The sequence below is a fragment of the Ruegeria sp. G2 genome (assembly GCF_056533505.1).
This window is the reverse complement of sequence record NZ_JBQFON010000010.1, coordinates 47,520-66,094: the sequence shown is the minus strand read 5'-3', so window position 1 is coordinate 66,094 and position 18,575 is coordinate 47,520. Positions and strand designations below refer to the sequence as shown.

Genomic DNA, 18,575 nt, shown 5'->3' with positions numbered 1-18,575 from the left:
GATGGCAACACATGTACTCTGGCAGGCCGATGTGGCCGATTTCGACGCCTGGCTAAAAGTGTTCCGCGAGGATATGCCGATGCGTAAGGCCGCGGGTATCCGCGACCTGCATGTCTGGCGTGATCCCGATCAGAAGGACCATGCGATTGCAATGTTCGAGGTCGTGAACCTAGACAAGGCCCGTGCCTTTTTCGGGTCCGAGGAACTGGCGATGCATCACGAGCGTGGTGGGATTGCGCATATCTCGATCAAGCTGCTGGAACCCGTTTGACAAAAGATATTTCTGACCCACGAAATCGGGTCGGGGAAGTGCCGGGCGACCGGTCGATTTAGGAGAATGTAATGGCAAATTATGACGTCATCGTAATCGGCGCCGGGCCCGGCGGCTATGTCTGCGCAATTCGCTGCGCTCAACTGGGTCTAAAGACCGCTGTGGTCGAAGGGCGCGAGACGCTGGGCGGGACATGCCTTAACGTGGGCTGCATCCCCTCGAAAGCTTTGCTGCATGCCAGTCACCAGTTGCACGAAGCTGAACATAACTTTGCCAAGATGGGTCTGAAGGGGAAATCGCCTTCGGTCGATTGGAAGCAGATGCAGGCCTATAAGGATGAAGTCATCGATGGCAACACCAAGGGCATCGAGTTCTTGTTCAAGAAGAACAAGATCGATTGGCTGAAAGGTTGGGGCTCGATCCCCGCTGCGGGCAAGGTCAAGGTTGGCGAAGAGGTACATGAGGCCAAGAACATCATCATCGCGTCGGGCTCTGAGCCGTCGGCGCTGCCCGGCGTCGAAGTTGACGAAAAGGTCGTAGTGACTTCCACCGGAGCGCTGTCTCTGGGCAAAGTTCCCAAGAAAATGATTGTGATCGGTGCCGGTGTGATCGGGCTTGAGTTGGGTTCGGTCTACAACCGTTTGGGCGCCGAGGTGACGGTGATCGAATTCCTCAAGGAAATCACGCCGGGCATGGACCCTGAGGTGCAGAAGACCTTTCAGCGTATTCTCAAGAAACAGGGTTTGAAATTCGTCATGGGCGCTGCGGTGCAAAAGACCGAAGCGACCAAGACCAAAGCCAAGGTGACGTACAAGCTGCTGAAGGATGACAGCGAGCATGTGATCGACGCCGATACCGTGCTGGTGGCAACCGGGCGCAAGCCGTACTCGGACGGTCTGGGGCTGGACGCTCTGGGCGTCGAGATGACCCCGCGCGGCCAGATCAAGGTCGGTAGTGATTGGCAGACCAATGTGCCGGGCATCTATGCCATCGGCGACGTGACCGAAGGCCCGATGCTGGCGCACAAGGCTGAAGACGAGGGCATGGCCGCAGCTGAACAAGTCGCGGGTAAACACGGTCACGTAAACTATGGGGTCATTCCAGGGGTCATCTACACCTGGCCCGAGGTGGCCAATGTGGGTGAGACCGAAGCGACACTCAAGGAACAGGGCCGCGCCTACAAGGTCGGCAAGTTCATGTTCATGGGCAATGGCCGAGCCAAGGCGAATTTTGCGGCCGACGGATTCGTCAAGATTCTGGCCGACAAAGATACTGATCGAATTCTGGGCGCACATATCATCGGTCCTGCGGCCGGCGACCTGATCCACGAGGTCTGCGTGGCGATGGAGTTCGGCGCCTCGGCCGAAGATCTAGCCCTGACCTGCCATGCGCACCCGACCTATTCCGAAGCGGTGCGCGAGGCCGCTCTAGCCTGTGGCGACGGACCAATTCATAGCTGAATAAACGACCCCGGTGGTTATCTCGCCGGGGTCAACCACGCCTCAAGATAAACCTTAAGCCTGTCGTTGAAGCTTGTTGAAGCGTGCAGCGCGCAAAACCTCAGCGACATGGCCTGAATTGCAAATGCCTGCACTCCTTCGGCCAAAAGCTCTGAAGGAACGTCGTGGCGAACATCCGCATCTTCGAGCCACATCATCACAACGCGGAAGTATCGTTCAAAGAAATAGGCGATTGGGCCGATTTCGGCGATTGCGGTAGCGCCAGAATACCTTATGAGCAGGTCGAATACATAGCGCTCAACCGTCATGAAACTGTGTACGGGTTCTAGGGCCGCGATGATCTGTGGCACTGATTTTGGGGGCTTTCCGGCCTCTGCCTGATCAAGGCAGGCATTCAGTTTTTCCGCCAGAAGGATTTCCATCAGTGCATCCTTGTCGCGAAAATGCGCAAAGAATGTTCCCTTGGCCACGCCTGCAGCCTGAACCACCTCTTCCACGCGCAGAGCTTCGTACCCGCTCTTCTGAATTACGTCCTCGGCGGCTGAGATCAGGCGTGCTCGGGTTTTAAAGGTTCGTTTTTGAATTGGTCTCTGCATAATGCTTGCTTGCATATTATTTGACCGTGGTCAAATTTATTATTGACCGCGGTCATTTTTTTCGCTTACAAAGTGACCATGGTCAATTTTAGGAGATTCGCAATGCCAGCTAGGAAGATACTCGTCCTCAATGGGCACCCTGCCGAAAGCAGCCTGTCGCGCACCTTTGCACAAACCTACGCAGACGCAGCCATTGCCAAAGGTCACGAGGTTCGCATGGTGCATCTGAGTGATCTGCAGTTCGATCACGACTTTGGTCAGGGAAATTATGAAGATTTCAAACCGCTTGAGCCCGTGCTTGAACAGGTATTGCAGGACATCGAGTGGAGCGAGCACCTGGTCCTGACGACACCGATGTGGTGGGGCGGTCTGCCAGCCAAGCTGAAGGGCCTGATCGACCGGACATTCATCCCAGGACGGACGTTCGATACGCGGAACACAACAAAGATCGGTTTGCCAGCGCCGATGCTGAGCGGACGCACCGCAAGGGTGATCCTGACGTCAGATACGCCAGGCTGGTTCATGCGTTTAATCTATCGGCAGGCGCTGCTGCGGCAGCTTCGCGATCAGGTTCTAGGCTTTGTTGGGTTCAAGCCTACCCGCTTTACCTATTTTGCCAGCGCAAGCTATCCGAAGCCCGGAAGCGTTGAACGTTGGATCGGCAAAGTGGCCAGAATGGGAGCCGCCGCGCTTTGAAGTTACTACGTGGGAAAGCTGCTACCACATAGTCTTTGCGGCGCGGGCACCCCATTCCTGATCATATTGCGCGCCGCCCTCTTCACCCGATGTCATTTCAGACAAAATCTCGCCAACACTCGGAAGGCCATCGGTTTCATCACGACCGCTCCAGGTTCCGGCCCGGATCAGGGCGCGGGCGCATTGGGTGTAGATCTCGGATACCTCAATCAAAATCACGGTCGCAGGGCGCTTTCCGTTTTTCTCGAAACGGGCGCGCAGGTCGTCGTCATCGGTCAACTGAGCATTCCCATTTACCCGAACCACGTTGTTCGAGCCGGGCACCAAAAACATCAGCGACACTCGGGGGTCTCGAACGATGTTTCGCAGTGAATCCAGACGGTTGTTTCCTCGCCAATCCGGTAGGGCCAAAGTGCCCGGATTCAGTTCCAATACGACTGATCCGTCGTCTCCGCGCGGGCTGCCATCGACACCTTCGGGGCCGACGGTGCTAAGAATGCACAGGCGCGAGGCCATAATCCACTTGCGATAGAGCGGAGTAAGTTGCCGCGCCACCTTGCGTATAGATGGCGCACCGGGCGTCCCGTAGAGCGCTTCGAGCGTAGCGATGTCCTTAATGAACTCCATCCGGATCAAACCCCACTTCCTGCATCAATTCGTTCGACCGTGTCTCAATCACGTATTCCAGCCGCTCAAGAAAGTCATTTCTTGCAACGCCGGGCTCGATTGGATTAAGGAAATCGACAATCGCGTTGCCCGGCTTGCGCAGGACACCGGTTCTGGGCCAGAATACGCCTGCATTGGTAGCAACGGGCACGCACGGGAACCCGAGGCCTTCATACAGAACCGCCGTTCCGACCTTGTAGGGCTTGTGCACACCCGGCGCGACGCGCGTTCCCTGCGGGTAGATCACCAACTGTCCGGGTTCGCTGAACTCGCGCGCAACATCTTTGACCATCTTGGCCACCGCTGCCCCTCGTTTGCCGCGATTGACCGGGATACAGCCCAGACGGCGCGCATACATGCCAATGACCGGCGTCCACAAAAGCTCGCGCTTCATGATGAATTTGCCGTGCGGGATGGCGTCGAAGATTATGATGATGTCCAGAAACGACTGGTGCTTGGCACCGATCACGACCTCGCCATGAGGCACCTCTCCGCGCACTTCGCAGCGTATGCCAACCATCCAGCGGGCCAACCATTTAGTTGTGCGCGCATAGGTCTTGCAGGCGCGCAAAGCGCCACGTTTGGCAAACAGCGCATAAGGGGCAAAGATGATCCCGAGGATCAGCATCCAGACGTAGATAGTGATCATGAAGATCAGTGACCGGACCCACTGAATGGCCATGAACATCACGAAAGCTCCTTTAACTTGCGCTGTGCTGCCGACCATGTGGCCAGAAATGCAACGGCGGCACCCAACACTGGTATCAGCACCGGCAGTAGCCATCCAATCCCTTGAAACCCAAGCCCTGTAAGAAATCCACCAGTATCTGAGGCCTCGGGTAGCAGTAAAACACCAGACATACCTAACAGGGTTCCAACGGCCGCCCCAAAAAGCGCGCGGAAGGTAAAGCGCCGCACGAACGCTCCGGCGATGAACCGATCCCGCGCGCCGACCTGACGCAGAACCTCGATAATCTGCGCGTTGGCGGCAAGTGAGGCGTTGGCGGCAAGGGTGATCATGGCGGCAGTAGCGCCACCAATCAGCAGGATCGAAATCCAGCCCAGACGCCGCAGTGAATTGGCCGCATCAACCAACGGCTCGCGCCAGCGGGTGTGATCATCCAGCACCGCGCCCGGCACTTCTGCCCCCAATCTCAGGCGCAGACCAGCCGCATCCAGGCCGGGCTCCCCTTCGACAATCTCGATCAGCTGCGGGATTGGCAATGTGTCCAGAGGCAAGTCCGGTCCGAACCAGGGCGACAGCAGTGTGGCCTGTTCTTCGCTCGTCAACGCGCGGGCCGAAGCGACCCCCGGCGTCTGTTGGAGAACGTTCAAAGCTGCCTCGGTTTGCGCCGCACGTTGATCCGCAGGGGCATTGATCCGCAATGTCGCAGCCCCTGCCAGTTCCGAGGCCCAGCGATCCGCCACACGGCCCGAGGCCAGCGACAGGGCCAGTGCAAATACTGCGAGAAATGCCATCGCGCCCGAGACAAACAGGGTCAGCTGAGCAGTGAAACCAGTAGGTGGCACAACGCGATCAGCGCGAGTGTCGCGGCGCAGCAAATTTCGGATCATGCCCTTGCTCATAGATCCGCCCCCGCAAGTTGCACCCGGCGCTGCGCGATGCGCAGAACACGGGCCTGAACCTGGCTTTTCGCGGCGCGGATCAGGCTTAGGTCATGGGTGGCGATCAGCACGGTTTTACCCATCCGGTTCAGTTCGATCAGCAGGCGCAGCAGACGTTGAGACATCTCCCAATCCACGTTGCCGGTGGGCTCATCCGCAAGCACCAAGTCAGGCGACAAAATGACCGCGCGGGCCAAGGCGGCACGCTGGCGTTCCCCACCCGACAATTCGGGCGGGTGTGCTTCGAGTCTGCTTCCAAGTCCGACCCAGCTCAGCAGCTCGGTCAGGTCGTCTTGCTGTCCATTTTCTGAGCGCCCCGAGACCATAAGCGGCAGCGCGACATTTTCGGCCAGGGTCATGTGATCCAGAAAGCGGCAATCCTGATGCACCACGCCGATCCGACGGCGCAGCAGCGCCATCTGGTCACGGTCCATGCTGGCGATATCTTCGCCAAAGGCCATCAACTTGCCCGAGGTTGGCAGCAACGCGCCATAGCAGAGTTTCAGCAATGTGGTCTTGCCCGCGCCGGAAGGGCCGGTCAGGAAGTGGAACGAACCCGGCTGCAACTGCAGCGAAACATCGCTCAGCAATTCGCCGCCGCCGTAGGTATAGCTGATATTGTCCAGCTCAATCACGCCTGCCCCCATTGTTCTGCTCACCTCTTGCCCGAGCGCAGCGCTGGATTCAATGCCTCGGGCGGGGCCAATTGGCGACACTTGGCCCGCGAAACCGAAAACACGCTTTGCTGTTGGGTCTTAACGGAATATCATCCCTGAAAAAACTATTATCAGGCCAGCCTTGAAGGCCAGGAGGCAGAATGCGTTTAACGTGTCCGAATTGCAGCGCCCAGTACGAAGTCCCGGACGAGGTGATCCCAGAAGACGGGCGCGAAGTGCAATGCTCCAATTGCGAAAAGACCTGGTTTCAGGAAAAACACCCTGCCACCGTCGAAACAGAGGCCGAGGCAACGCAGGAATTAGACTCGCCAGATCCTGAAGAGGTCAAAACAGCGGCTGAAGCGTCTCATGATGAGAGCGCCAGCAACATAGATCCCGCGGTTTCTAACATCCTAAAGGAAGAAGCCGCGCGCGAGGCTGATCTGCGAGAGCGTGAAGGCAGTAGTCTAGAAAGCCAGCCTGATCTGGCCCTTGACCCACCCGAAGAGCCAAAGGTCAAACCCAATCGACCTTCCGCCACTGAATCAGCAGCCGATGCAGGTCAGCGCGATGAACTACCTGATGTTGAGGCAATCAATTCCGGCCTGCGCAGCGATCTCAGCTCGGACGAGGCTGAAACAGATGCACCGACTCGCAAATCCGGTGGATTTTTACGTGGCTTCGCGCTGATACTGATCATCGGCGTTATTCTGTTTCTGATCTATGGCAATGCTAGCCAGATCAGCGAAGCGGTACCGCAAGCTGATCCGGTGCTGAAATCTTATGTATCAATGGTCGATCAGGCGCGTTTGTGGTTAGAATCACAGACCGGTGGCGCAGGACAGAACTAAAACCTTTCGAGCAAGCGCTTGAGGTACTCCAGCTCAATCTGAGGCCGATCCTGTTCGCCAGTGCGGCGACGGATTTCATCCAGCAGCTCGCGCGCTCGGCGATAGACGTCTTCGCCCTGCAACAGGTTATCATCGGTCGAGATCGACCCTGCCGATCCCGGCGCGCGGCCCAACGGGTCGCGGTTGTTGGCTTGCATATCACCCGCTTCCGTACCCTGCCCCGGCTGGTTTTGCTGGTTCTGCGCCATGGCCTCACCCAGTGATCGCATCCCCTCGCGCAGCGCTTCCATCGCTTCGGACTGCCGGTCGATCGCCTCGGCCAGATCATCGCTGCGCAAGGCGTCTTCGGCCTCGTCCATCGCTCGCCCTGCACGGCCCAGCGCCTCACGTGCGGCATCACCTTCAGGCGTGCCGCCACCCGGCAGGCTTTGTTCCTGCCGTCCCAGTTCATCTCGCAGCGCTTGTTGCCGATCCGCCAGAGATCCCTGACCTTGCTGCCCCTCACCTGCCTGATCCTGACCCTGGCCCTGTCCGCCCTGACCTTCGTGGCTTTGTCCACGCCCGAGCCCGCCGCTGCTGCCTTCATTGCCCTGACTTTCGCCGGATTGGGCTCCTGGATTGAACTGTTCCTGTAGATCTCTGAAGGCCTGATCGCTCAACCCTTGCTGTTCCCGCAGAGTTTCCGCCAGCCCCTCCATGGCCTGCTGACCTTCGGATTGGCCACCCTGGCCTTGCCCTTGTGTGACGCGCATGTTTTCCATCATCTGTTGGAACTCTTCCAGCGCCTGCTGCGCTTCGGCCATGCGGCCCTGTTCCATCAGCTCCTGAATGCGATCCATCATCCGCTGCAGGTCATCTTGCGTCATCTGCAGCGTTTCGCCGTTCTGACCTTGTTGGTTCTGACCATCTTCGCCGTTTTCTTGGGCGAGACGCTGAAGCTGTCGCATATAATCCTGCGTTGCTTCGCGCAGCTCTTGCATCAACTCAGCGATTTCTTCATCGCTGGCACCGTTCTGCATTGCTTCGGTCAAACGCTCTTGCGCGCGGCGCATCCGCTCCAAAGCGTCAGCCAGTGTTCCGTCCTCGATCAGAACAGCGAGATCCCATAGCGCCTGCGCGATCTCTTCCTGCTGTTTGAGGTTTAGCGCACCGTGCCGATCAAAGGTTTCCAACCGACGCAAGATCACCCTCAGGCGCAAGTAGGCGGTGTCCGAGCGGAACAAATCTTCGGGCAGATGCGAGACGGCACGCAACAATTGTGCAACGCGCAGCGAATTGTCGCGCGACCAGAGTAAATCGCGCCGTTGTTCAGCGACCGCGGCAGCCAGTGGATCAAAGAAACGCCGGGCAGGCAGATCGGCCAAATAAGGCTCGGCCACCGATTCCTGATCTGCCGCATCAACGGCCAAGAGGGTAATTTTCACCGGCAAATGCGCCCAGGGGTGCTGCGAGAAATCCTCGATCAGGTCTTCGGCAAAATCCGTCCTGTCGCCGGTGATCGGCATCGGAAGCTCGACCGTGATGATCTCGCGCGGCTCCGGTTCAGTCGCCAGGCCAAATTCGCGATTCACAGCAGGCAGATTCAACTCGATCCGAGCCGTGCCTGAAATGATGCCATAGTCGTCGGACGCCGCGAACGGTAGTTTCATCTGTCCGCCAGCTTCGGCCTCAGCAGCGCCCGCCACCTCGATCTGTGGTTTAGTGTCCGCGAGTATGTCCAGCGCCCAATCGCGTCCAGCCGGACCTTCGATCCGCAACTGGCCCGAGCGATCGGCAACAAAGTCCTGCTCTGCCTCGGTTGCGGCCTCGGTTCCAAGCGGCGTCGTCGTCTCGGTCAAGCTGTGTGCACCAATCTCCCCGTAGAACCGCAGCGTGATGCGGCTGCCTTTGGGCACCGTAAGTGTTGGATCGGTTTGATCAGCAAGGTAAAGCGTCGGCAAGCCCGTATAGCGTGGCGGTTCGACCCAGCCTTCCCAGGTCGGTCCCAGCCCCGCCTGAGCGGTCCCCGGCGTCATGTCCGCCACCGAGCCAATCCGCCAGAACGAACCAAACAGAGCTGCAACGACGAGCGCCAACAATGCAGCATAGCGAAGCGCATAGGGATCGCGAGAGGCCAGCCGCAAGTCGGGTTTCACCGGATCGGCATTTGAAGCACGGTCTGCCATGCGCGCCTGGTGTGCTTGCCACAGCCCCACCGAATCCGCATCCATCGCACCGATTGCCTGATCATCCATCAATGCCTGAATCGGGCGACCGGGCAGGGTCTCATCCAGCCGAACCAACGCCTCAGACCGGGTCGGCAGGTGAAACCGCCTGATCCCCAAGATCGCGGTCGCAATCAACGCAACCAATCCGACAGCCGCAGAAATCCAAACGGTTTCGATGGGCACAAGATCGTGCAGCCCCAGCATCAGGGCCGCCAGCAGCGCCATGAGAATAGAAAAGAGCGGCCAGAAGGCGCGCATCACCTGTTCGGCCAGCATGCCCCCATGCGTCAGCCACAGGGACAGTCTTGGAATCGGCAGGGTCTGGTTCTCGCGCAAGGCGGGCCTCCTGATCCGGCCCGCGCGCCTATCGCGTCAGAGCCACTCTGGCATGGTATCGCGGTTTATGATTTCGTCAAAGCTTGGGCGTTCACGAATTACGGCAAATTGATCCCCGTTCACCAGAACTTCTGGGATCAGGGGGCGCGTATTGTACTCGCTGGACATGACCGCGCCATAGGCCCCCGCGCTGCGGAAAGCGATCAGATCACCTGATTTCAGCGGCGGCATGTTGCGCTGCTTGGCAAATGTATCGCCGGATTCGCAAACAGGACCGACAATGTCATAGGGCCTTTGTTCGACCCCTGCAGCAGGTTCGTCGACGGCGACTATATCATGATGCGCTTCATACATAGCGGGGCGGATCAGGTCGTTCATCGCCCCGTCAAGGATCAGGAAATCGCGGTCCTCACCGGATTTGACGTAGATGACCTTGGACACCATCAGACCCGCATTACCCGCAATCAGTCGGCCGGGCTCGATCTCGATCTCACAGCCCAGATGGCCCAGCGTTTTCTTGATCATCGCGCCATATTCAACTGGCAAGGGCGGCGCGTCATTGGAACGCGTATAGGGAATGCCCAATCCACCCCCAAGATCAAGGCGCCGAATATTGTGCCCTTCGGAGCGCAAACGCTCAGTGAGTTCCGCGACCTTTTTATATGCCAACTCGAACGGCTCCAATTCGGTCAGTTGCGAGCCGATATGGACGTCAATCCCGATCACTTCGAGGCCCGGCAGGCTTGCAGCCAACGCATAAACCTCGGAAGCGCGCGAGATTGGGATGCCAAACTTATTCTCGGACTTTCCAGTAGCAATCTTGGCATGGGTCTTGGCATCGACATCCGGGTTCACCCGAACGGTGATCGGCGCATTCACGCCCAATTCTAGCGCGACCGCACTGATCACCTGCATTTCAGGCTCTGATTCGACGTTGAATTGCCGAATTCCGCCAGTCAATGCCGTGCGAATCTCATCTGCAGTTTTGCCAACGCCCGAGAAGACGATCTTGTCGCCGGGCACGCCTGCAGCCTTGGCACGCCGGTATTCTCCGCCAGAAACCACATCCATCCCCGCACCTGCCTGAGCCAACGTCTTCAGGATTGCCTGATTGCTGGCCGCTTTCATCGCGTAGCAGACAAGGTGGTCGGTGCCCTCAAGCGCGTCATCGAACAGCTTGAAATGCCGCAGCAAAGTAGCCGTCGAATAAACATAAAACGGGGTTCCGACCGCGGCTGCGATTTCGGAGATTGGCACATCCTCGGCGAAAAGCGCGCCGTCGCGGTAGAGAAAATGATCCATACCGCGCGCTTAGACCAAAAGAGGTATGTGGATCAAATGATTCCAGCCAACTGCAGAAATCCCATCGCTATCTAGAAGGTCTTCGATGCACCGATCCGCGCATATCCAGATACCGAAATTCCTGTCGAGCGGGCTTCGGGCTCAGGTTTGGGTTGTGGTTTGTATGCCGGCTCGCAAGCTGCAAGAACGACAAGTGCCAAGATCAGGCCAAAGAACTTCATGTTGCCACCTTACGTCCAGAGGAGCAGCGTGCAGCCGGTTGTTCTGCTCACATGGGAATGACAAATACGAATGGCAATGTCTCAGAGCCCCAGAAATACGCCCAGACCACCGCGACGCACACCAACCCCGACACCGCCATAAGTGCCGCTGCTGCCAACGCCAACACTTGCGCTCATGGTGGGTTGGATGGGTTCGCCGTCAGCGCCGCAGCCAGCCAGAGCCGCTGCAACCGCAATCAACAGCACCACGCGTCGTATATGCATTACACCAGCGCCTTCCATCGCTTGATTTGGGCTCGCACCTGATCCGGTGCGGTGCCTCCATAGGACTGGCGCGAGTTTACCGAATTTTCGACCGTAAGAACAGAATAGACATCATCAATGATGTCAGCATGAACCGACTGCATGTCCTCAAGCGTCAAGTCAGGCAGGTCGCAGCCTTTGCTCTCGGCCATGGCAACCAGCGAACCGGTTACGTGGTGCGCATCGCGGAACGGCAGGCCTAGCACACGGACAAGCCAGTCGGCCAGATCGGTTGCAGTTGAGAAACCGGACCCTGCAGCAGCTGCAAGGCTGTCGCGGTTGGCGGTCATGTCCTTGACCATCCCTTCCATTGCGGCAAGCGCCAGCATCCAGTTGTCGGCGGCATCAAAGACCTGTTCCTTGTCTTCCTGCATGTCCTTGGAATAGGCCAGCGGCAAGCCCTTCATCACCATCATCAACGCTGTATTGGCGCCGTAAATGCGACCCACTTTGGCGCGGATCAATTCCGCGGCATCGGGGTTCTTTTTCTGCGGCATGATTGACGAGCCGGTCGAGAACCGGTCGGACAAAGTGACAAAACGGAATTGGGCCGAAGACCAGATCACCAGTTCCTCGGCGAAGCGCGACAGGTGGACCGCACAGATCGAAGCGGTCGACAGGAACTCCAGCGCGAAATCGCGGTCGCTGACAGCATCCAGCGAGTTGGCTGTGGGGCGATCAAAGCCCAGTGCTTCAGCGGTCATATGTCGATCGATTGGGAAAGAAGTCCCCGCTAGCGCAGCAGCGCCCAAGGGGGATTCGTTCATCCGCGCACGCGCATCGCGGACGCGGGACAGGTCGCGGCCAAACATCTCGACATAGGCCATCATATGGTGGCCCCAAGTCACTGGCTGCGCGGTTTGCAGATGGGTAAAGCCTGGCATGACCCAATCGGCACCAGCCTCGGCCTGCGCCAAAAGCGCGCGGATCAAGGCCAGAAGACCGGTTTCTGCCGCGTCCAGCTGATCGCGGACCCAGAGTTTGAAATCGGTCGCGACCTGATCATTCCGGCTGCGACCCGTGTGTAATCGGCCTGCTGGCTCTCCGATCACCTCTTTCAACCGCGCCTCGACATTCATATGAATGTCTTCCAGCGCGGTCGAAAACTGAAACGTACCGTTCTGGATTTCTGACAAAACGGTGAGCAGCCCTTCCCGAATAGCCTGCGCATCACTATCAGTTATAACGCCTGTGGCAGCCAGCATGGCGGCATGGGCGCGCGAGCCTGCAATGTCCTGGGCTGCCATCCGCTGATCGAACCCGATCGAGGCATTGATTGCCTCCATGATCGCGTCTGGACCGGCGGCAAAGCGGCCGCCCCACATCTGGTTCGAAGATTGATCGGTCATGTAAGAAAACCCGGAGTTGATATGCGCCTATTTCGTCTGATCCCCCTTTATATGGCCCTTGCGCTGGGTGCAAACGCCGCTTTGGCAACGGATGCCGAGACGCTGGGTCCGCTGCGTGACGGAACCCTGAAGCGGTTGATCTTGCACAAGGAACCGAAAGAGGCCAAAATGATCGAGTTCCAGTTGGAAGATGATGGCGGTGTCGGCACGCTGGAAGATTATGCCGGCAAATACGTGTTGGTGAACTTCTGGGCCACATGGTGTGCCCCCTGCCGCAAGGAAATGCCGCAGATTGCCGAGCTTCAGAAAGAATTTGGCGGCGACAAGTTCCAGGTGCTGACATTGGCCACTGGCCGTAACACGCCCGCCGGGATCAAGAAGTTCTTTGACGAGAACGGCATCGACAACCTGCCACGCCATCAGGACCCCAACTCTGCTGCCGCACGCGAATTCGGTGTCATCGCTCTGCCGATTACCGTCATTCTTAACCCCGAAGGACAGGAAATTGCACGCCTGATCGGCGATGCGGAATGGAACTCAGAAAGCGCGAAGTCAATCATTTCGACTCTGGTTGACGGCAATAGCTAAAGCCGCCTGCTTCATTTTGTGTTAGACTGTAGCCGGCCCCGTTGGGCCGGTTTTCGTTTGTGATCAGCAAAATGGAGGCCATATGAAACCAGTAGTATTACTGATCGGCCGTTTGCCGAATGTAATCGGTGACGTTGCACGGCAGTTGGATCATTTGCCTATCCAATGGCTAGGCGCACATGATCAGAATGAGGTCCGGCGACAACTGGACACCGAACCCCGCATCGCCTGCGCCATCATGGGCGCCGGTCTGGATGACAACATTCGCGGTGAAATGGTCGGCATCATTGCCGCGCGCCGTCCCGATATCTGCATCCATTTAAAAGATCGCACATCGGGCCCCGAGGGTTTGGTGCCCTTTGTCGAACGGGTGGTGCAACACGAAGTTCTGGACGGCCTGGAGCACGGCTGACGCCACGCCACCTTTGACAGGCAATTCGACCTCTTGCAGTTTGTCCGCAGGAGGATCGGATGCCGCTGGAAATTCTGTTGGGACTTGTCGTCGGCGGCATTGCCGGGATCACGCTATTGTTGCATCTGACGGGTAGATCTCGTTTGCGCCTACTGACGCCTGAAACCGCACAAATCCAATGGCTTCGACACTTCCCTGATGACATAGTCATTGATGTCACGGTCGCCCATGACGGTCATGCCGCCCTTGTACGAACCGAGACAGGCGCCGGGTTGCTGTGGTCCTTCGGGGCTGACACCGTAGCCCGGCACCTGCTGGATTTCGACAGGATCGACCATCCCGATGGGTTTGAGGTTCAATTTCACGATTTCAGCACTCCGCGCGTACTTATCCATCTCGACGAAACCGAGTGCCGCCACTGGCAACCTCTGATGGAACCCGCATGACTGATCACGTAAGCTTTCCCGACGCGGTGCAATGGGCCGTACCGTTCTTCATCGCCGCCATTCTGGCGGAATTTCTATGGATCGCCGTCAAAGGTCGGGGCGGTCGGTATGAGACGCGCGATGCCGTGACTTCGTTGATCATGGGGGCGGGCAACATTGCCTCAGGCTTTTTGCTGGGCTTCATCGCGTATGCGTTTTTCATGTGGCTTTGGCAAATCACGCCGCTGAACCTGGGCACTTCGATCCCGGTCATCATCCTCTGCTTTGTGCTGGATGATCTGCGCTATTATTGGGTGCACCGGTTCGGGCACCGTATCCGCTGGGTCTGGGCCAGCCACGTGAACCACCACAGCTCGCAGCACTATAATTTGACCACTGCGTTGCGTCAGACCTGGACCTATACTTTCACCTTCATGATGGTGGTGCGCGCGCCGCTGATCCTGCTGGGCTTTCATCCCGCAATGGTGCTGTTTGTCGGCGGCCTGAACCTCATCTATCAATTCTGGATTCACACCGAAGCGATTGGCAAATTGCCCCGCTGGTTCGAGGCCGTGATGAACACCCCCAGCCACCACCGCGCCCATCACGGACGCAATGCACGCTATCTGGATTGCAATTATGCCGGTGTGTTCATCATCTGGGATAAGCTGTTCGGCACGTTCGTTCCCGAGCAAGAGGATGACAAGGTCGACTATGGCCTCGTACACAATATCGGCACCTTCAATCCACTGCGCGTGGCGTTTCATGAATGGGTCGAAATTTGGAAGGATGCGACCCAGCCTGGGCTGACATTGCGCCAACGATTAGCCTATTGTTTTGCGCCTCCGGGCTACAGCCATGATGGTAGCCGAGACAATTCCGAGCAGATCAAGGCCAAACATCTTGTCCGCCATCCGGAAGATTGCGGAACACCGGGGTTTGAGCAATTCGACCCGCAGGCGTCCGCCACCGCGCCAAAGCGGGCTTAAGTCTCAAAAAGACCTTTTCTCTGCTTGATTTTTGGCACAGGTGCTCCATATCCGAGAGGTGATTTAAGTAAGTATTCTCCGGAGACCCGCATGTCAAAATTGCTGAGAATTTCTACCGTTACTGGTTTGCTGGGTCTTGTCATAACCATGGCCGCTGCGCTCAACGGAGCTGTCCCGACAATTTTGGGTCTCGGGTTTGTTATGGCTGCGCTTGGACTGTTCGGAGCACTGGTTGGCGCGGCGGCTTCGCTGCGGCACGCCCGGCAGTCCACAAACTGATCACCGGCCCAACACCTACAGATAAATACACGCTCGTTAACTCCGGTTTTACCTGTCTTACCTGAAACTGTTGTCCGGACCGTAATCGTCGGGATCAGAGGAATGGTAGAACATGGGAAACAGGAAGCGCGCGGACCTGCCTGAAGGGTCGGGCAACCCGTTGAGCGCTGCCGTCACCTCTCGGGACCAATCCGTCGTTCAGATGGCCACTGAAGCGGTAAAGCACAAGCAATGCAGGCTGGCGTTTCAACCCGTTATTCAGGCTCACCCCCCGCAAGGGATCGCCTTTTACGAAGGGTTCATCCGCGTATTAGATGAAACCGGTCGCGTCATACCCGCACGCGAGTTCATGCCACAGGTTGAAAACACGCCCATCGGTCGTGATCTGGATTGCATAGCGCTCGAGATGGGATTGCGCACCCTGATCCGAAATCCCGGCATTCGCTTGTCCATCAACATGTCCGCCCGATCCATCGGTTATTCCAACTGGTCGCGTGTACTGGATAGGTTCCTGAAACAAGACGCAAGCCTGGGCGAGAGGTTGATTCTGGAAATCTCCGAAGCGTCAGCCATGCAGGTGCCCGAGCTGGTGGTTGACTTCATGGATCAGCAACAAGCCCGCGGGATCGCCTTCGCGCTGGATGACTTCGGAGCCAGCAACTTCAGCTTTCGCCATTTTCGCGAGTTTCTGTTCGACGCCGCCAAGATCGACGGGCAGTTCATACGTGGCGTCAGTAAGAACTCTGACAATCAGGCGCTGGTGCGCGCGCTGATCGCCGTGGCACGTGAATTTGAAATTCTCGTGACCGCCGAATCGGTCGAGATCGCTGAAGATGCTGCTTTTCTGATCGAAAATGGGGTCGATTGCCTGCAGGGCTTCTTGTACGGCGCACCTTCGGTCTCCCCACCTTGGGTCAAAGAAAAATCCTCAAAAACAGGCAGTTGATAGAAAGAAGCCGCGCAAAGATACACCGCAGTCAACTCTGAGACAAGCTGCCCGTTGCTGCAGATGCAGCATTGCGGTATTGCAGAAGGTGCTGGAGCGGGGAACCCGAGGCGCTCTTGTATCCGGAGAAAGCCTCTCCACGACCTGCGCCGTCAGATTTCCCACAAGACCATGACGGTAAAGGATTGACTGTATGACCAACGTAGTAATCGCATCCGCCGCACGTACGGGCGTCGGTAGCTTTAGCGGTTCGTTTGCGAACACCCCCGCACATGATTTGGGCGCTGCCGTCCTGGAGGCCGTTGTCGAGCGCGCCGGGGTCGACAAGGGTGAGGTAAGCGAAACCATCATGGGTCAGGTCCTGACCGCCGCACAAGGGCAGAACCCCGCCCGTCAGGCGCATATCAATGCAGGTCTGCCGCAGGAAAGCGCGGCATGGGGCATCAATCAGGTTTGCGGTTCGGGTCTGCGCGCTGTCGCTCTGGGCGCTCAGCACATCCAGTTGGGCGACGCCGAGATCGTGGCTGCAGGTGGACAAGAGAACATGACCCTATCACCTCACGCCGCCGCCCTACGCGCCGGTCACAAGATGGGTGACATGAAATACATCGACACTATGATCCGCGATGGTTTGTGGGATGCCTTCAACGGCTATCACATGGGTCAGACCGCCGAAAACGTGGCCGAGAAATGGCAGATTAGCCGCGACATGCAGGATGAATTCGCTGTTGCTTCGCAGAACAAGGCCGAAGCAGCCCAAAACGCTGGAAAATTCGCCGACGAGATCGTGCCCTTCACCATCAAGACCCGCAAGGGCGACATCGTGATGGACAAGGACGAATACATCCGCCATGGCGCGACCATGGAGGCGATGGCCAAACTGCGCCCAGCTTTCACCAAGGATGGCTCGGTCACGGCGGCAAATGCTTCGGGCCTGAACGATGGTGCCGCAGCCACCCTGCTGATGTCGGCCGAGAACGCCGAAAAGCGCGGAATTGAGCCTCTGGCCCGTATCGCCTCATACGCGACCGCCGGCTTGGACCCGTCAATCATGGGTGTCGGCCCGATCTACGCTTCGCGCAAAGCGCTGGAGAAAGCAGGCTGGTCGGTTGACGATCTGGATCTGGTCGAGGCCAACGAAGCATTTGCTGCACAGGCCTGCGCTGTGAACAAAGACATGGGTTGGGATCCGTCGATCGTAAATGTGAACGGCGGTGCAATTGCCATCGGTCATCCGATCGGTGCCTCGGGCTGTCGGGTTCTGAACACCCTGCTATTCGAAATGAAACGCCGCGACGCGAAGAAGGGTCTTGCGACCCTTTGCATTGGTGGTGGCATGGGTGTCGCATTGTGCGTGGAGCGCGACTAATTGCGCTGAAAACTAATTACAAAAGGGCGTCCACAGGGCGCCCTTTTTTGTTACAATCGGATCACATCCCTTAGATGCGACAATATCGCCGGACAGAAAGATTAATTCGATCACGAAACGATATTGCGCACCCGTAACTCTCAGAGTAACAGAATTACCAAGACGACTAAATTTGGAGGAGTCCTAAATGGCACGTACAGCACTCGTAACCGGCGGTTCCCGCGGCATCGGCGCAGCAATTTCCAAGGCGTTGAAGGCCGAAGGATATAATGTTGCCGCCACTTATGCAGGCAATGACGAAGCCGCCGCAAAGTTCACCGAAGAAACCGGTATCAAGACCTATAAATGGAATGTTGCGGATTACGACGAATCCAAAGCGGGCATCGAAAAAGTCGAGGCCGAGCTCGGCCCGATCGACATTGTGGTCGCCAACGCAGGCATCACCCGTGACGCGCCATTCCACAAGATGACGCCCGAGCAGTGGCATCAGGTGATCGACACGAACCTGACGGGTGTCTTCAACACTGTTCACCCTGTATGGCCGGGCATGCGCGAGCGTAAATTTGGCCGGATCATCGTGATCAGCTCAATCAACGGCCAGAAAGGTCAGTTTGCCCAGGTGAACTATGCCGCAACAAAAGCAGGCGATCTGGGTATTGTAAAATCGCTGGCACAGGAAGGCGCGCGGGCCGGTATCACCGCCAATGCAATCTGCCCCGGCTATATCGCGACCGAGATGGTCATGGCAGTGCCGGAAAAAGTGCGCGAATCGATCATTGGCCAGATCCCCGCAGGTCGCCTGGGTGAGCCGGAAGAGATTGCGCGTTGCGTCGCCTTTCTTGCCTCGGACGATTCGCAGTTCATCAACGGCTCGACCATTTCGGCCAACGGTGCACAGTTCTTCGTCTGAACCGACGGCATTGGAACGAAAGCGGGCCGGTCCATCAAGGACCGGCCCTTCTTTTATCCCGTAAGTCCGCGCGCGCTGCGGTCAGCGGGAACCAAAAATCATTCGCCAGATGCTCCT

Annotated in this window: 22 protein-coding genes; 12 read left to right on the top strand and 10 right to left on the bottom strand. The window is 57.6% G+C overall.

The window, feature by feature from the left end; translation table 11 throughout:
* Position 1 precedes the first annotated feature (1 nt).
* Positions 2-271, top strand: coding sequence for a hypothetical protein (locus ACR0DU_RS17260; protein WP_010443693.1), 270 nt, complete (start codon positions 2-4; stop codon positions 269-271).
* Positions 272-342: 71 nt separating this feature from the next.
* Positions 343-1,731, top strand: a complete 1,389-nt coding sequence (gene lpdA, locus ACR0DU_RS17255) for a dihydrolipoyl dehydrogenase (protein WP_480876182.1) — start codon at positions 343-345, stop codon at positions 1,729-1,731.
* Positions 1,732-1,748: 17 nt separating this feature from the next.
* On the opposite strand, the gene ACR0DU_RS17250 is transcribed toward lpdA, so the two are convergent.
* Entirely contained in the window at positions 1,749-2,327 is a 579-nt protein-coding gene (locus tag ACR0DU_RS17250) for a TetR/AcrR family transcriptional regulator (RefSeq protein WP_480876180.1), read from the bottom strand.
* Between the two features lie 102 nt (positions 2,328-2,429).
* On the opposite strand from ACR0DU_RS17250, the gene ACR0DU_RS17245 reads away from it, so the two are divergent.
* A complete protein-coding gene (locus ACR0DU_RS17245; protein ID WP_480876178.1) occupies positions 2,430-3,023 on the top strand; it encodes an NAD(P)H-dependent oxidoreductase in 594 nt (197 codons plus the stop codon).
* Positions 3,024-3,044: 21 nt separating this feature from the next.
* Here the strand turns inward: ACR0DU_RS17245 and ACR0DU_RS17240 are convergent, their stop codons facing one another.
* Genes ACR0DU_RS17240 through ACR0DU_RS17225 form a run of 4 tightly spaced genes read right to left on the bottom strand, consistent with a single transcriptional unit; the run spans position 3,045 to position 5,950 of the window.
* Positions 3,045-3,650, bottom strand: a complete 606-nt coding sequence (locus ACR0DU_RS17240; RefSeq protein WP_480876176.1) for a pyridoxamine 5'-phosphate oxidase family protein — start codon at positions 3,648-3,650, stop codon at positions 3,045-3,047.
* Positions 3,637-4,377: a lysophospholipid acyltransferase family protein gene (locus tag ACR0DU_RS17235; RefSeq protein WP_170781241.1), complete on the bottom strand. Its 741-nt coding sequence runs from the start codon at positions 4,375-4,377 to the stop codon at positions 3,637-3,639. The genes ACR0DU_RS17240 and ACR0DU_RS17235 overlap by 14 nt, the downstream gene beginning before the upstream one ends.
* The gene (locus ACR0DU_RS17230; protein WP_480876174.1) at positions 4,377-5,276 is read right to left on the bottom strand and encodes a cell division protein FtsX; all 900 of its coding nucleotides are present in this window, start codon (positions 5,274-5,276) and stop codon (positions 4,377-4,379) included. Before ACR0DU_RS17230 ends, ACR0DU_RS17235 begins: the two co-directional genes overlap by 1 nt.
* Positions 5,273-5,950, bottom strand: a complete 678-nt coding sequence (locus ACR0DU_RS17225) for a cell division ATP-binding protein FtsE (RefSeq protein WP_480876331.1) — start codon at positions 5,948-5,950, stop codon at positions 5,273-5,275. Before ACR0DU_RS17225 ends, ACR0DU_RS17230 begins: the two co-directional genes overlap by 4 nt.
* A gap of 182 nt (positions 5,951-6,132) precedes the next feature.
* Here ACR0DU_RS17225 and ACR0DU_RS17220 point away from each other — a divergent pair, with 182 nt between their 5' ends.
* Entirely contained in the window at positions 6,133-6,822 is a 690-nt protein-coding gene (locus ACR0DU_RS17220) for a zinc-ribbon domain-containing protein (protein ID WP_480876172.1), read from the top strand.
* On the opposite strand, the gene ACR0DU_RS17215 is transcribed toward ACR0DU_RS17220, so the two are convergent.
* The 5 genes from ACR0DU_RS17215 to argH form a co-directional block, all read right to left on the bottom strand.
* Entirely contained in the window at positions 6,819-9,305 is a 2,487-nt protein-coding gene (locus ACR0DU_RS17215) for a TIGR02302 family protein (protein ID WP_480876329.1), read from the bottom strand. The genes ACR0DU_RS17220 and ACR0DU_RS17215 overlap by 4 nt on opposite strands.
* 96 nt (positions 9,306-9,401) lie before the next feature.
* Entirely contained in the window at positions 9,402-10,667 is a 1,266-nt protein-coding gene (gene lysA / locus ACR0DU_RS17210; protein ID WP_480876170.1) for a diaminopimelate decarboxylase, read from the bottom strand.
* Positions 10,668-10,738: 71 nt separating this feature from the next.
* A complete protein-coding gene (locus ACR0DU_RS17205) occupies positions 10,739-10,888 on the bottom strand; it encodes a hypothetical protein (protein WP_480876168.1) in 150 nt (49 codons plus the stop codon).
* A gap of 81 nt (positions 10,889-10,969) precedes the next feature.
* Positions 10,970-11,152: a hypothetical protein gene (locus ACR0DU_RS17200; RefSeq protein ID WP_010443668.1), complete on the bottom strand. Its 183-nt coding sequence runs from the start codon at positions 11,150-11,152 to the stop codon at positions 10,970-10,972.
* On the bottom strand, positions 11,152-12,540 hold the full coding sequence (gene argH, locus ACR0DU_RS17195; protein ID WP_480876166.1) for an argininosuccinate lyase: 1,389 nt from the start codon (positions 12,538-12,540) through the stop codon (positions 11,152-11,154). Before argH ends, ACR0DU_RS17200 begins: the two co-directional genes overlap by 1 nt.
* 21 nt (positions 12,541-12,561) lie before the next feature.
* Here argH and ACR0DU_RS17190 point away from each other — a divergent pair, with 21 nt between their 5' ends.
* The 8 genes from ACR0DU_RS17190 to phbB all read left to right on the top strand — a co-directional run bounded on the left by ACR0DU_RS17190 (position 12,562) and on the right by phbB (position 18,458).
* Positions 12,562-13,128, top strand: coding sequence for a TlpA disulfide reductase family protein (locus ACR0DU_RS17190; protein ID WP_319546128.1), 567 nt, complete (start codon positions 12,562-12,564; stop codon positions 13,126-13,128).
* A gap of 82 nt (positions 13,129-13,210) precedes the next feature.
* Positions 13,211-13,540, top strand: a complete 330-nt coding sequence (locus ACR0DU_RS17185; RefSeq protein ID WP_170474183.1) for a hypothetical protein — start codon at positions 13,211-13,213, stop codon at positions 13,538-13,540.
* Positions 13,541-13,599: 59 nt separating this feature from the next.
* The gene (locus tag ACR0DU_RS17180) at positions 13,600-13,986 is read left to right on the top strand and encodes a hypothetical protein (RefSeq protein WP_480876164.1); all 387 of its coding nucleotides are present in this window, start codon (positions 13,600-13,602) and stop codon (positions 13,984-13,986) included.
* Positions 13,983-14,954: a sterol desaturase family protein gene (locus ACR0DU_RS17175; protein WP_480876162.1), complete on the top strand. Its 972-nt coding sequence runs from the start codon at positions 13,983-13,985 to the stop codon at positions 14,952-14,954. The genes ACR0DU_RS17180 and ACR0DU_RS17175 overlap by 4 nt, the downstream gene beginning before the upstream one ends.
* Positions 14,955-15,044: 90 nt before the next feature.
* Positions 15,045-15,233: a hypothetical protein gene (locus ACR0DU_RS17170; RefSeq protein WP_319546126.1), complete on the top strand. Its 189-nt coding sequence runs from the start codon at positions 15,045-15,047 to the stop codon at positions 15,231-15,233.
* A gap of 112 nt (positions 15,234-15,345) precedes the next feature.
* Positions 15,346-16,179, top strand: a complete 834-nt coding sequence (locus tag ACR0DU_RS17165) for an EAL domain-containing protein (protein WP_480876160.1) — start codon at positions 15,346-15,348, stop codon at positions 16,177-16,179.
* Between the two features lie 193 nt (positions 16,180-16,372).
* The gene (locus ACR0DU_RS17160) at positions 16,373-17,548 is read left to right on the top strand and encodes an acetyl-CoA C-acetyltransferase (RefSeq protein ID WP_170771978.1); all 1,176 of its coding nucleotides are present in this window, start codon (positions 16,373-16,375) and stop codon (positions 17,546-17,548) included.
* A gap of 187 nt (positions 17,549-17,735) precedes the next feature.
* Positions 17,736-18,458 carry an acetoacetyl-CoA reductase gene (gene phbB / locus ACR0DU_RS17155; RefSeq protein ID WP_170781253.1) on the top strand — a complete coding sequence of 241 codons (723 nt, stop codon included), beginning with the start codon at positions 17,736-17,738 and terminating at the stop codon, positions 18,456-18,458.
* The last annotated feature ends 117 nt before the right edge of the window (positions 18,459-18,575 follow it).

Coding starts and splice junctions, on each gene's coding strand:
- ACR0DU_RS17260 (WP_010443693.1), top strand. CDS start 2: ATGGCAACACATGTACTCTGGCAGGCCGATGTGGCCGATTTCGACGCC.
- lpdA (WP_480876182.1), top strand. CDS start 343: ATGGCAAATTATGACGTCATCGTAATCGGCGCCGGGCCCGGCGGCTAT.
- ACR0DU_RS17250 (WP_480876180.1), bottom strand. CDS start 2,327: ATGCAGAGACCAATTCAAAAACGAACCTTTAAAACCCGAGCACGCCTG.
- ACR0DU_RS17245 (WP_480876178.1), top strand. CDS start 2,430: ATGCCAGCTAGGAAGATACTCGTCCTCAATGGGCACCCTGCCGAAAGC.
- ACR0DU_RS17240 (WP_480876176.1), bottom strand. CDS start 3,650: ATGGAGTTCATTAAGGACATCGCTACGCTCGAAGCGCTCTACGGGACG.
- ACR0DU_RS17235 (WP_170781241.1), bottom strand. CDS start 4,377: ATGTTCATGGCCATTCAGTGGGTCCGGTCACTGATCTTCATGATCACT.
- ACR0DU_RS17230 (WP_480876174.1), bottom strand. CDS start 5,276: ATGAGCAAGGGCATGATCCGAAATTTGCTGCGCCGCGACACTCGCGCT.
- ACR0DU_RS17220 (WP_480876172.1), top strand. CDS start 6,133: ATGCGTTTAACGTGTCCGAATTGCAGCGCCCAGTACGAAGTCCCGGAC.
- ACR0DU_RS17215 (WP_480876329.1), bottom strand. CDS start 9,305: ATGCTGGCCGAACAGGTGATGCGCGCCTTCTGGCCGCTCTTTTCTATT.
- lysA (WP_480876170.1), bottom strand. CDS start 10,667: ATGGATCATTTTCTCTACCGCGACGGCGCGCTTTTCGCCGAGGATGTG.
- ACR0DU_RS17205 (WP_480876168.1), bottom strand. CDS start 10,888: ATGAAGTTCTTTGGCCTGATCTTGGCACTTGTCGTTCTTGCAGCTTGC.
- ACR0DU_RS17200 (WP_010443668.1), bottom strand. CDS start 11,152: ATGCATATACGACGCGTGGTGCTGTTGATTGCGGTTGCAGCGGCTCTG.
- argH (WP_480876166.1), bottom strand. CDS start 12,540: ATGACCGATCAATCTTCGAACCAGATGTGGGGCGGCCGCTTTGCCGCC.
- ACR0DU_RS17190 (WP_319546128.1), top strand. CDS start 12,562: ATGCGCCTATTTCGTCTGATCCCCCTTTATATGGCCCTTGCGCTGGGT.
- ACR0DU_RS17185 (WP_170474183.1), top strand. CDS start 13,211: ATGAAACCAGTAGTATTACTGATCGGCCGTTTGCCGAATGTAATCGGT.
- ACR0DU_RS17180 (WP_480876164.1), top strand. CDS start 13,600: ATGCCGCTGGAAATTCTGTTGGGACTTGTCGTCGGCGGCATTGCCGGG.
- ACR0DU_RS17175 (WP_480876162.1), top strand. CDS start 13,983: ATGACTGATCACGTAAGCTTTCCCGACGCGGTGCAATGGGCCGTACCG.
- ACR0DU_RS17170 (WP_319546126.1), top strand. CDS start 15,045: ATGTCAAAATTGCTGAGAATTTCTACCGTTACTGGTTTGCTGGGTCTT.
- ACR0DU_RS17165 (WP_480876160.1), top strand. CDS start 15,346: ATGGGAAACAGGAAGCGCGCGGACCTGCCTGAAGGGTCGGGCAACCCG.
- ACR0DU_RS17160 (WP_170771978.1), top strand. CDS start 16,373: ATGACCAACGTAGTAATCGCATCCGCCGCACGTACGGGCGTCGGTAGC.
- phbB (WP_170781253.1), top strand. CDS start 17,736: ATGGCACGTACAGCACTCGTAACCGGCGGTTCCCGCGGCATCGGCGCA.